Below are 13,595 nucleotides of genomic sequence, written 5' to 3'. Positions count from 1 at the left end.
AAATCAATACACAGGGGACTACTTAAGAACTATTGTACAGCATAAATTCTTTTAATATGACTATTTATATACTATTAATTATTGTATAAATAACACTATAGTGCATAGCCTACAAAATATAGAATTTTTACTTATATATATTTTTAACTACTGAATCTGAAACACTAGTCTGACCACCAACTAATATTAATTTCTCTATCTGGTTGGCCTTTACAAATGCGTTAAGTTCAGGATTTGAATTTACCCCATCTACAAGTACAATTGGGCTATTCATATTTGAAGTAGCAACACCAGCTGCTAGGGCATCTGCTGCTATCTTTCCATTTGCTACCATAAGTGACTTGGCTTCTGGATAAGCAACCTTAGCTACTGCCACTGATGTAGCATATCTACTCTTACCTGCTATTCTTACAGATTCTTTTGCCTTTACAGATGACTTCACTGAATCACTAACAGAGTTTGTTCCGCCTACTACAGTAAGTCTTGCAAGTGACCAAGAATCTAGGGCCTTTAGTGTATCTGCTGGTATATTGTTGGCTTCAGCAAGAACTATTGGAGTAGTATCCTTTACAGCTAGTGATGATACTGCTAGGGCATCTGCTGACTGCTTACCATTTACAAGAATTGCCTGGTCTTTGTTTGTAGACTTTTCCCTAACTTTCTGGGCGATTGCTAAAGATGTAGAATATCTGTTGCTTCCTGCAATTCTCTCTACCTTTAGACCCATAGCTACTAGCTTTGCTTCTACCTGAGGTGATACAGACCCATTTCCACCTGCTATAATTACATTCTTAGCGCCTAGTCTCTTGATTTCATTTTCAGCCTCAGTCTTTAACACATTAGCTTCTGTAAGTAGGATTGGAGCCTTGTTAAGTGCTGCTAGTGGTGCTGCTGCAAGGGCATCTGCTTCTTTTCTACCATTTGCAAGTACAACTGTGTCAGCTGACTGATAAGTACTTTCGCTTATTTTTGCAGCAGTAGCAAATCTATTGCTACCAGCTATTCTACTTACCTGGGCATTTGTACTTGGCTTTTCTTCGCCTACTTTTTTAGCCTTTGAGTAGTCAAGTTTTATTATTGCCTTCTGAGTTCCTGCTCCCTTTTTGATCTTGTCATATGATCTTGCTCCATCTGATGCAATAGCATCCATAGCATCAACTTCAACATTTATGTATATTGAATCTTCCTTCTGAGCATTTCTCTCTATCTTAATTATGCTTGGGAAGTCTCTATCCTTACCATCTAGTCCCTTGTCTTTTACCATCTTTTCTACTATAGCTGGCTTAGTAGAACTATCAAAACCTGATTCATATACGTTCATGCCCCATAGGTGACCAAACATTCCCATAAAGCTAAGACCCTTTACTTGTATGTATATAGTAGACTTTCCATCTTTTTCAATAACCTTGGCATTTCCAACAATAGCCTTGTTACCCATGGATTTCTTATCTTCATTTGCATGCTTTAGATAAACAGGCACGCTATATTCTACAGCTGCATTTGCAACTTCATCTGCGCTTATATTACCTGCAAAACCAGCCACACTAGTAGCTGAAGCCACTGCCATTGTAGCACACATAATTGTCTTAAAATTCTTATTCATAGTTCTACCTCCCAATTTTGTTAACTATACATTAATATTTTAAATTCTTTTATATGTAAATACATACTGTATTTATAATCAATTATCTTTGTCCTCAATATTGCTTGATATCTGTCAAGATTAATTTCTAAACATTCATTATTACTTTTTCACCATCAAGGTCAATAATTTTCAGGTGTACACCATACAAGTCCTCTATTACTTTTTCTGTTATAACCTCTTTGGCATCCCCCTTTACAAGGACCTTACCATTTTTTAAACCTATAATTTCATCTGAATAGTACATTGCTTGGTTGATATCATGTAGGACCATTATAATGGTAATACCTAGGTCCCTATTTAAGTTTCTTATCAACTTTAGGGTCTCCAACTGGTACTTGATATCAAGGTATGTTGTAGGTTCATCCAAAAATAATATCTTAGTACCCTGAGCCAGAGCCATAGCTATCCAAACTCTCTGCTTTTGACCACCTGATAGCGAGTTTACTGTCCTATCCTTAACGGGTCCAAGGTCTGTAACATCCATTGCCCAATCTATCATTTTTTCATCATCTTCAGACTTAGCCTTCATCATCACCTGGTATGGAGTACGTCCGTAACTGACCAACTGTCTTACTGTTATATCATTGGCAACCTTGTTGTACTGGTGGACTATAGCCACCTTTTTTGCAAACTCCCTATTGGTCATAGAATCTATCCTTCTATAGCCAAGGGTCACTTCCCCTATCTTGGGCTCTAGGTTTTTGGTCATCAAATAAAATAAAGTAGACTTACCACAACCATTTGGTCCAAGTATGGTTGTAATCTTGCCATCTGATATCTTAAATGATATATCATCTAGGATTAGGGGCGAATTTTTCGAATATGAAAAACTTAAGTTCTTAACTTCCAAAACTATCTCCCCCTCTTCTAAGTAATAGTATAAAGAATGGACCACCTACTACAGCACATATAATTGCTGCAGGTATTTCATATGGGGCAAACATAGCCCTACCTACTGTATCGGATAGTAAGAGCATAACTGCACCCAAGAGCATTGTATATGGTAGTTTAACCTTGTGGTCACTACCAACCAATAACTTGGCTATATGAGGGACAATAAGCCCCAAAAAGCCTATTACACCAACTGTGGCTGTAGATATACTTACTATAACTATTGCCACAATCGCAACTATAAATCTATCCCTATCGACATTCACACCAAGACCCCTTGCAGTTTTATCTTCAAGAGATAGGACATTGCACTTTTTAGCAAGCAGAAATGCAACTATAAGTCCTATCAAGACATACCAGAATAGGAGATTTACATCTGCCCATGTTTTCTGGGCTATATTGCCCTCTACTATAGATTGGACTCTAGACAGGCTCGCCCCCTTGCCAACTGAAGCCTTACAAAATTCAGACAGGCCTGAAAAAGTCATATTAAGGGCAACACCCACAAGTATCAATTTCACTGGGTTGGCTCCACCATCCCAAGCTAGAAGGTATATCAACAAGTAGGCAGCAAGTCCTCCAAGAACAGCAAAAAAAGGTATTGAAAAATACATAGCTGGGAAGAATGAACTTATTATCACTGCAACAAAGGATGCTGCTGATGATATACCGATTATACCTGGGTCTGTCAGAGGATTTTTCATCACTGACTGCAAAAGGGCTCCAGATGTTGATATAGCAGCCCCTGCTAACATAGCTATTATTACTCTAGGAAATCTTAGGTCCCAAATTGTAGCAACATCAGGATTTCTCTTTACAAAAAGACCTGACATCAGCTTAGAAAAACTTATATCTATGCTACCTGTTCTAATAGCTATAAAAAACAATAGTATCAATAAAACAGAAGTTGTTAAAAACACCACTGTCTTTTTCCTTGTATTTACAGCATAACCTCTTGTATCCTTGTCTAATATCTTTCTAAGTAATCCATTTTTAAAATTAGACCACTCCACTATTTATCACCCCCATAAAAAATTTTGTCTAGGTCTTCAAGGGCATCAGGGTAGTTAAACTTGGCAGACATACCAAACTTCTTGTAGTCTAAGTCATATACCCTATCTTTTTTGACAGCCTCAAAGTGCGACCATATGTCATTTGTTTTAAATTCATCCAAAAACATCTTCATGACTTCTTGAGGCATGGCATGAGCGGTTCTCAATATAAGGTCAGGGTTTTTCTTCAACATATCCTCTGTAGATATATTTATAAACTGGTCTGTATCTGATTCAAATACATTTTGACCTCCTGCAAGTTCTACCAGTGATCCTACATATGATTGATTTGTTGCAACTACATAGGATCCCGGCAATCCCATAAGAACTAAAACTTTTAATTTCTTCTTGTCCTTGTGACGCTCCTTGTATTCCTTCATAAAATCTTCGTATTCTTTTACCATCTTCTCAGCCTCTGACTGCCTATTAAGAACTACACCAAGGTCAGATATGGACTTGTACATACCTGGTATATTGTTTAGGTTTAAGAAACCATACCTAAGTCCAGCATTCTTATATTTAGGTTGTAGGTCACTCACGAGGCTGACCGGGCTAAATACCCAGTCTGGATTTAATCCCTTTACAATCTCCATGTCCGGTGACATAGCCATACCCACTTTGGTAGCTGAATCATATCTCTTGGGCAATTTGGAGATTTTACTGTCTGGCACCCCAACCAAATCAACATCTAGCCCATCCATGATCTCCACTGTAGCAGGAGATGTAGCTATTATCCTTGGATTATCTATCTGAGGTATCTGGCTAAGAGACTCTATCTGACCATCCTTGCCACCAGGATGCTGGTCAACACAGGCAGTAAATACGATACTAAGTAGTGAAACAAGGCCTACTAGGACCAATTTTTTACCTAGTCTAGTCATCTATACCACCACCGATCATATCAGAATTACTAGACACTAGAATCTCTTCTAATTCCATGTTTTTTCTTTTCTTGTACTTATATAAGACAGCTATTCCTATAGCCCCCAACATAACAATTGTAAGCAATATAGCTATCATGACTATAATAATTGTAAATAATGCCCTTGTAAAAGGTCCCCATGGTGTTTTTTCATCCTTTTGAGATGTACCAACAAGTGTCTGCGAATCATCGAAATCTTTGTTGGTAAGCAAACCATGCTTATAACCTAGGTCTGCTTGATTTATCCTTTCTTTCTCGTCTCCTGAGCTTGGAGGCCCAACTGGTTTACCAAGACTCTTGTTTGATGATTTTAGACCAGAGACTGTCTTATTAGATCTATCCCCTATTTTTTTATTATTGTCATGTGACTTTTTGTGTGACTTATTATTTTCTGACCTGGCTTTAGAATTAGCACTAGTTGAGCTTGTATTACTCTTAGAACCACTATTCCTTGTGGCAGCCTGTACGCTAGAACTAGTTGGAGCACTCACTTCCTTTGTATGCTCGTTTACCCTATCTTCATTCTTTACAGGCTTGTCTGTTTTTACACTTACCTTGAATCCATTACCGCCACCTTCTTGTAAGTCATCAAAGTCCACAAAAAATATAACTGCCCTTCCCATAGGTTCTACAAAAAAGCTTGATTTAACAACACAATCAGCAGATGGAATCTCAAATCTGAAATCTCCTGTAGTACCACCATTTGATATTTCTTTTACAGGTACTTGGGAAAAACCACTATCCCCCCTATTTTGAACCCACATGACAACATCTTTAATATTGTCCCTAAGGTTATACCTGACTGTTGCATATAACTTACCGTCATCATCTTTTTCTATCAAGGCGACCCCATATACAACATTGTTTACCATACCTTCACCTATGCCTGGATTATTGCCTGGATCTTCAATTACATGGGTAACTGGATGGTCGTAATAACCTCTAGCAACAGCAGTATATACTTCACCAGCTTTGGCATTGGTTGTAAATGCAATAAATACCATGACAAGGGCAAGTAGTATAGTATTAAATTTTCTATTTATTTTCATCTCTACCTCCCTGTAGACTGTCCAACCAAGAGCCAATTACCGTGTCTTTTTTAAATATATTTTTTGATAACTCACTGTCTAACTTTTTACTTAACTTTATTTCATAAATAAGCTTCTTGGCTACTTTTATATATGAATAAGCAGAACCAGCTAATATACTTATAATTATTAACAAGGAATAAAATATAACCTTTGGATTTTCTTTGGCTTCAAATTTTTGTTTTTTGATATCTGTACTATTCTCTTCTTTAGGTTCATCCTCACTTGTAGATTGATCAAAATTAGTCGATTCATTTATCAGTCCTTTACTTGGATCACTAGTTGATGTTGATTCACTATTGGATGATTTAGAACCAGAACTAGTTTCACTATTGTTTTTTTTACTTTTTGCTTTATTGCCAGATGAATGACTTTTATTTGAATTCTTCCTATCAGAAGAACCACTTCTATTGTTTGAAGATCTAGCGCCAGTACTTGCACTACTTTTCTTGTTAAGACCTGGAAATTTATCCCTAGTACTAGCCCTATTTGGACCACCATCAGAAGACACAATAGCCACTTGACCAAGCTTGTTCAAATTAAGATTTGAATATCCATTGCTAGTCTTTATACTTACATCAGACATGTCCGACACATAAACAGCCTTTGGATTTTTGATGTTAGATGGCAGTTTAAGCTTTATTTCTATCGGCTTGGATGGCTTTTGAGGAACCCCATAATCATTTTCAACCTTAAAATTATATATTACAAAACTAGAAGATCTACCAAACGTCTTCATGACCTTTGTATAGTCGTTGCCCCCAGTTACTGTATCTACCTTAAACTTTATATTGTCCTTGAAGCAACCTGGCTTGGCTACTAGCTCAAATATATCAGTCTTCTTTATAATAGTTTCATTTGGATTGAATTTCTTTCTAGGAGTACCCGTCTTCATCAGATTGTATAGTAAGGCATCTTTTTGATCAATCTTCTTTAGACTAGACCAATCAAACTTAAACCTAGCTCCTACAGGTATCTCTCCCATAGGCTTTACCTTTGGGTCTACCTTTACATATATCATTGGGTCTTTTCTACTTATATCAAAGCTAAACACCCTAGGTCTCTTATCCTGCTCGTTTGGTATCACTAGGTCAAAAGCATGGGGCTCAGCAAACCTATAATAGGCATTATCATCTCGTATTTGTAAGGATACCAATGATGCTATTATCCCCTGTACTTCCATCTTATCGCTACCTATCAGCATTGTATATTTACCATTCTTGGCTACTATATTGGCAGTGTGGACCATAGCTCCGTTACCCATAGAAGGCTTATCTTCTCTTTCATGGTGAAGATTTACTACAAGAGAATATAATCCATCCTCCAACTTTAAGTCTTCTCCTTTTTCAAGTTGAGGAAGGTTTCTTTTGTCTTTTGGTGAATATATACTGTCTGTATCATCTTGTTCTGAAGGACCATTGTTAACTGGAGGACTAGGTGCGCTTGAATCTAAACCATCATATGAGTCAGAACCAACTTTTGCAGACTTGTCCCAAGCAACCCTAAGTTTGGCTTCCTGTTGACCGCCACCATTGCCTCCCGAAACCTCTTCCATAACCGGAACATAAACGGCTACAGGTATATCTTGTTCTCCTACGTTTACTTCAAACTCAAGATCTTTTGGATATTTCTTGCCCTTCATTCTCTTATCTTTACCTGTAGAAGGATTGTTATATACATCTATGTCATCGTAATGACTTAATTCTTTAACTTTTTGCCCCTTTACATAAAACTCACCCAAAAAACCTCTATAGCCCATAAAATCAAGAGCAACAAACCTTAGTTTCATAGTTGCTTTTCCATTTTTCACAGAAAGTATTCCATATTGTGTCATAGCTGGATTACCCATTGATTTTCTGTCTTCATATTTATGTATAAGGGATATAGGCACCTTATAATTCCCATCTTTCATAGTCTCTGCCCTACTTGTTGAAACAAATAAATTCGACCATAATACAGATACTATCAATAGACTAACCAGTATAAATCTATTAATAATTTTAATATCTCTTTTTACAAACATAATCTTCACCCTTATTTCCCCATAATTTATATATACGTACTCACTATTATCCATGATTCTGTATTGATTAAAATTCTCAGTATCATTTCATTCCCAATATTAGTTTAACATAATAGATAGGTATTATCAATTAAAATATGTTGGCAATATTTTAGCTATTTTTGGTTTTTATTTAAAATTTGTTTAAAGTGGTATAAGAGTCCTATTTTTGTATATAACAAACAAGACAAGAGAAATATTTCTCTTGCCCTGCCTGTATAATATTTTTTATTGGGATTTTATTACTTGCTTATTTAATACTATTTTCTATATTAGCATCTATTGTGTTGTTTCCACCTAATATAATTAAATCCTTATTACCTTTTAGCTTTTCTACTACACTAGCAGGTACCTTATTCTTTTCTGCTAGTATAATCGGTGCCTTGGCTAGACCTGTTACTGCTCCTGCAGATAATGAATCTACAGCATTGTAGCCATTAGATACAAATATTGTCTTTGTATCTGGATATGCCTTATTTGCTATTGCAAGTGCTGTATCAAACCTAGTTCTTCCATATATCCTTACCTTAGACTTGGCATTTATCTGTCTCATTACGCCTTCACTTATTGAAGAATTTCCTCCAACTACTATTACTTCTTCTGGCTTCCATTCATTTATTTTAGCCTTTGCATTTGGATCTAATGAGTTTGCTCTTGTCATAAGTACTGGTACTCCAGCCTGTGTTGCTAGTGAAGATACTGTTAGAGCATCTGCATCCTTTTCGCCGTTTATTAGGATTACCTTGTTTGAGTTGGACTTGTTCTTTACCCTCTGAGCAACCATTGCTGCTGTTTCAAACCTGTTTTTGCCTGCAACTCTTTCTACACTTAGTCCCATAGACCTAAGCTGGCTTTCAACTGCTCCAGACATAGAGCTTAGTCCACCAGACAAGATTACCTTCTTGGCACCCAATCTTGTTATCTCTGCCTTTACACTAGCTGGTACATTTGCCTTTTCTGTAAGTAGTATAGGCGCCTCGTTTGTACTAGCAAATGAAGCTGATACTAGGGCATCTGCATTTTTAGTTCCACTAGCAAGGATTACTGTGTCTGCCTTATTAAAGAACTTCTGAGATATCTTTGTAGCTGTCTCATATCTGTCATTTCCAGCTAATCTTTTTATTACGTCATTACCTGTAAGTTTTTTATATTCCTTTGCCTGAGACCAATCAAATATCAACTTAGCTTTTTGCTTGCCACTGCCCTTTACAATAGCATCATATGATTTTGCATTACTTGATATAGAGTCCATGGCATCTACATTCACCTCAGTAAATATTTCTTTTTCCTTTTTATCTCTTATAAAAGAATATCTTGAAGGAAACTTTCTCATATTTCCGTTTAAGTCCTTGTCTTCTGTTTCCTTTTCAACCTTTGCCTCTTTAAGCGATGAATTTGAATCAGAATCATATACACTTAGTCCCCAAAGGTGTCCATGCATTCCCATGAATTCCATTCCCTTAAAATCAACATAGTAAGTGTATTTTCCATCTTTTTCACTTACAATAGCAGTTTTTTCAAGTGAAGCATTACCCATTGAAGCCTTATTGTCAAAAGCATGCCACATTTTAACTGGCACTGAATATAACTTAGCTCCATTCTTGATTTCCTTATTTGCTATATCCTTGTCTATCTTATTTATATCTGTCTGCTGTGATGGGCCATTAAGTTCAGATAAGCCTGATTCCTTTTTGATGTTATCTATAGCAAATAGAACAACCTCATTAGCAATTGATATTTTCACCCTGTCATTTGTATTAATAGAGTCCTTGGCCCTCGCTAAAGCCTTTTCTAACATTTCTCTACTTCTACCCTCAATCACACCAGCCTTTATAAGCTTTTCACCTATCTCAATGTTATTCTTTAGTACTGCCTTTGAAGAAAGTATCCCTTCTTCCTTGCCCTGTGTACCACTTAACTTATTCTTGTCTATAGGACTGTCTTTAGGTGCTTTTGACCAATCTATTAATAAGACTGCTGGCTGTGATGCATCAGCATTAGGATTGGCCTTTTTGGCTACTTCATCCATAGCATCAACCCATACTCTTACACCAATTTTTTCTTCTCCTCTAGAGTCTCTTACGAATTCTACTTCTCCTGGGAATGTTTTTCCACCATCAGTATAATCAGATGTTTCCACTCTATTAGCTTCTGTATACCTTCCATGGTTTCTTATATCATCCAAGCTATTGTAAGTAGCAAATTTGTATAGATGTCCTCTCATCTTTACACCACCAAATAACATCTCTTTTGGTTGGAATTTAAGACTTATTTTAACACCATCCCTAGATTCCACTACCTTTGCCATGCTTTTCATGGCATCAGCACCCATAGATGCTTGGTCTTCCTGGCCATACTTCACAAGCTTAACAGGTAGGCTATATTCTAACACCCTATTTTCATCTGTACTATTTCCATTATCATTATTGTTATCTACACTAGCAACTACATCAGATGAAACCTCAAATTCATAGGTATCTCTATCAGCGGATGATCTTGAAAGATACAGTGTTTTTGTAACCCTATACTTATCTCCATTCCTCATGCTTGGATCTTTGATTTCTACTTTCTTATCCAATTCATTAGACATAGTAGCTTCACCAATAAATGTAGGTATATTGAACTTTATCTTCTCTACTTTTGTTACAACCTTCCAGTTCCATCTTGGACCATTTTCCTTATTGACAAGGTACTCTTTAAGGTCTGCTCCTGCTAACAGGTCTCTCTTTTCTATATATTCCCTCTTAGTTTGTGGAATGCGTTCACCATTCTTTACAGGTCTCTTCCAATATGCCATGTCAACCATACTGATATCACCCGCAGATACAGATATCTTATTATTATTAGCCCTAGCCCTTACTGAATAAGCCTTCTTCTGTGGGAAGTAACCATTTTCTAGGTTAGCGCTTATACCTAATTCTTCTGGATTTGATATTTTTATATCTTCGTCCATCATATTATATGCTAACTCTAGCTTTCTCTTTTTCTTGTTTCTAAGAATACTCTCTGGTATAGAAGTAAGCATATTATTATGTAGGTCTATTATAGCATCATCCTTTGAAGCCAGCTTTGACCAAACCTTATTATCTATACTTTCTATCATATTATTAGATAGTCTTAGAGTCTTAACATTATTAAGTTCACCAAAATTGTCAGGAAGTTTAGTCAACTTATTATTGTAAGCAGATAAATTTTCAAGCGAAGACGCTTTTGAAATACTATCTGGCATTTTTTCAAGCTTATTTTGACTTAAATTCATGAACTTAATTTTACTATTATTTTTGAACACATCATTATCAAATTCTCTTATATTGTTTTCACTAAGATCTATTGATTCTAAGTTGCCCAACTTGTCAAAAACACCTCTTGGAAGTTCAGTCAACCAAATCTTACTCAATTCTAAAGTTTTCAACTTTGTATTCTTGTCAAATATGCCGCTTGGAAGTTTTCCTATTACATTGGAATTTAATTTTACTTCTTCTAATTCCTTACAATCATCAAATAACCCTGATGGAATAAACTTAACTGCATTTCCACCTATATAAAATTTCTTAAGTCCAGTAGCACCCTTCAATAAATCTTTTGGTATAGACTCGATATGGTTTCCACCAAGTTCAATACTTGTAACACCAGGTCCTATATTACCTGCCAATAGACTAATATCATATATAGCACCCCTGTCTACTTCCTCACCTAGACCTCTAGATAATTTAAGTTCTCCAGAGAAGCTTTTTATCTCATTTCCGTCAATAGTTCCATCCCCATTTGTATCTATTACTCCAGATGCCTTTAGCCTATCTTGTAGAGCCTTTTTACTTGACTCCTTCTTTTTTGCAATAGCCTTAGGTTCATCATAGCCAGTCCAGCCTTCATACACTTCCGGTTTAAAAACTATCTTTACCCTAGTGTACTTATCTGTCTGACCTATATCACTTTTCTGGCCACCCATAGGTCCAACTAGTACTCCACCTATATGTTCCTTATTTAAATCACTTATATTCATGGTAAATTCTGCGTGGTCTTTCACATTATTTGCATTTGCCTCTCCACAGAACTTCTTTTCGGATTTGCCTGGCCACTTTCCACCACTTTGAATCTGAAAATCATATAATACATCAGCAAACAGTGTATTTAACATAGTTATCTTCATCTTTCCATTTTCTACTACCAGCTTCACATTTTTGTCAAAGAAACCTTCCAACATTGAAGTTCCTTCTCTTCCATCTGCAAGCAGGGCATTAAATCCGATTGTATATGTCCCATCTGGTATATTTTCTGAAGTAGTGTATTTCGCCACCCTCTTTTCTTCCTCAGTTTTTTTATTCTTTCCGTAGTTTCTAGCAGCTTCTTCAGCTTCACCTTCCTTAGGGGCTATGTAGCCTTTCTGCTGGAATACTATCTTACCATCTTCTTTTGATTTATCTGCCGTTACGTAATTGCCAACCTTAGCAGAATGGAATTTCAAAACAACCCTATGTGCATTTTTATTTGTAAAACCACTCAAATGAGGATCTTGAACAGTCAATAAAGCCTTTTCACCACTGTATGCAACCCTTCTATTTTCCTTATATGAATATGGAATTGTATATCCATCTATCTCCACACTCTTCAAAAGTGTCTGCATGTGATATAACCAAAAAGTATTAGTGTCTTTAACATCCCCAAATTCTTCTCCTATTTGGGAATATCCAGATAAATGTATTTGATAGACTTGTTTTTCTTTATCAACAGATATATTCTCTATCTTAAGGTTCTTAAAATTCTTGCTTGTATTTGTATTTATTGCTTCACCAGTCTGTTCATTACCCTTATCTGTTGTATTCCCAGGATTTTCTTTCTTTTCTCCGTTACTACTTTCAAAAGCCTTTTGAGCCGGAGATTTCCACGTACCGTATCTACCATCCTTTAACTTTATAATTATGGTATTTCTATTTGTATCCCTGTCCCATTTTTCAACATGCTTACTTGCATACTCCTCAGAACTATATATACCACCAAATCTATCAGTTATAAACTCGCTAATAGGAAATTCTGTTCCATTAATAACTATTGAACTTAAATTTTCCATATAGTCTTTTAATACAACTTCTCTATTTTTTATATAATATGAAAAACCACACGTAACAGCTTCATACTCTCCACCATTTTTAGATGTCTTTTTCCACACATATGTTTTAGTTTCTAAATGATCCTCTGGTATCACCTTATCATCTACATCTGGCTTTGGTAAAGTTGGTTCTTCCGTATCTGAATCCACAACACCAGTAGACGATTTAGTTATACTATATTCTGGTGTTACATCACTCTCGCCACCTGCATTCTTCACAACCTTATATGAAAGTTTGTGTGTTTTACCATTGGTTAACTCAAATGCATACTTAGCTGAATTAGCATCATTCACTTTTTTATATGATTCCTTATGCTTATCTGCCTTATCAGTCTTACTTTGTAAAGTAATACCATAGTATGGACTGTCTATTGTTTCAAATTCTTTAATTGAGTATTTATCCCCATTTATAAATACATATTTAATCTTTTTTATTATTTCATTAGCCTTTTTTTTATCAAAATCTTGATCAAAATTAAATTTATACTCAGGGCTATACTGTGGTGGCATTACAGTTATATGCTGCCAAATATTTTCTTCAGATTCTGATGTCTCAGCGTATGATACTCCACTTAAAAATCCCCCTTCATTTATGTAAGGTATAGTACTTGTTCCTAACATAGCCATAGACATAGCTATAGCAACTATTTTTTTACCTTTTCTATGCTTTTTACTATAAGTCATTTTAACCTCCCTTAAATTTAAACATTTAATAGTCATTGCACCATTCAATTTTTTTAATTTCATTCACAACAACCATTGATACTCAATATCTTTTCACTGTGATTAGTATAACATTATTTCAAGTATGCGATATTAATTATCATT

The 13,595-nt window shown here is 35.8% G+C and carries 7 protein-coding genes; all 7 read right to left on the bottom strand.

What is annotated here, in order from left to right; all coding sequences use genetic code 11:
• Window positions 1-127 precede the first annotated feature (127 nt).
• A complete protein-coding gene (locus F823_RS0102275; protein ID WP_002845004.1) occupies window positions 128-1,603 on the bottom strand; it encodes a cell wall-binding repeat-containing protein in 1,476 nt (491 codons plus the stop codon).
• Between the two features lie 127 nt (window positions 1,604-1,730).
• Window positions 1,731-2,495 (bottom strand): ABC transporter ATP-binding protein, encoded by a 765-nt coding sequence (locus tag F823_RS0102270; RefSeq protein WP_002843601.1) that lies wholly within the window; start codon window positions 2,493-2,495, stop codon window positions 1,731-1,733.
• On the bottom strand, window positions 2,485-3,549 hold the full coding sequence (locus F823_RS0102265) for a FecCD family ABC transporter permease (RefSeq protein ID WP_002845006.1): 1,065 nt from the start codon (window positions 3,547-3,549) through the stop codon (window positions 2,485-2,487). Before F823_RS0102265 ends, F823_RS0102270 begins: the two co-directional genes overlap by 11 nt.
• A complete protein-coding gene (isdE, locus tag F823_RS0102260; RefSeq protein ID WP_002843570.1) occupies window positions 3,549-4,469 on the bottom strand; it encodes a heme ABC transporter substrate-binding protein IsdE in 921 nt (306 codons plus the stop codon). Before isdE ends, F823_RS0102265 begins: the two co-directional genes overlap by 1 nt.
• The gene (locus F823_RS0102255) at window positions 4,462-5,559 is read right to left on the bottom strand and encodes a heme-binding Shp domain-containing protein (protein ID WP_002843598.1); all 1,098 of its coding nucleotides are present in this window, start codon (window positions 5,557-5,559) and stop codon (window positions 4,462-4,464) included. The genes isdE and F823_RS0102255 overlap by 8 nt, the downstream gene beginning before the upstream one ends.
• The gene (locus tag F823_RS0102250) at window positions 5,546-7,621 is read right to left on the bottom strand and encodes an NEAT domain-containing protein (protein ID WP_242821679.1); all 2,076 of its coding nucleotides are present in this window, start codon (window positions 7,619-7,621) and stop codon (window positions 5,546-5,548) included. The genes F823_RS0102255 and F823_RS0102250 overlap by 14 nt, the downstream gene beginning before the upstream one ends.
• A 289-nt stretch (window positions 7,622-7,910) precedes the next feature.
• Entirely contained in the window at window positions 7,911-13,451 is a 5,541-nt protein-coding gene (locus F823_RS0102245; protein ID WP_019595335.1) for a cell wall-binding repeat-containing protein, read from the bottom strand.
• Window positions 13,452-13,595 lie beyond the last annotated feature (144 nt).

Source organism: Peptostreptococcus anaerobius VPI 4330 = DSM 2949 (assembly GCF_000381525.1).
In the GTDB taxonomy this organism is placed as follows: domain Bacteria; phylum Bacillota; class Clostridia; order Peptostreptococcales; family Peptostreptococcaceae; genus Peptostreptococcus; species Peptostreptococcus anaerobius.
Note: the sequence above shows the minus strand (reverse complement) of the source record. Positions and strands in the feature narration are given on the sequence as shown.

Coding starts and splice junctions, on each gene's coding strand:
- F823_RS0102275 (WP_002845004.1), bottom strand. CDS start 1,603: ATGAATAAGAATTTTAAGACAATTATGTGTGCTACAATGGCAGTGGCT.
- isdE (WP_002843570.1), bottom strand. CDS start 4,469: ATGACTAGACTAGGTAAAAAATTGGTCCTAGTAGGCCTTGTTTCACTA.
- F823_RS0102255 (WP_002843598.1), bottom strand. CDS start 5,559: ATGAAAATAAATAGAAAATTTAATACTATACTACTTGCCCTTGTCATG.
- F823_RS0102250 (WP_242821679.1), bottom strand. CDS start 7,621: ATGTTTGTAAAAAGAGATATTAAAATTATTAATAGATTTATACTGGTT.
- F823_RS0102245 (WP_019595335.1), bottom strand. CDS start 13,451: ATGACTTATAGTAAAAAGCATAGAAAAGGTAAAAAAATAGTTGCTATA.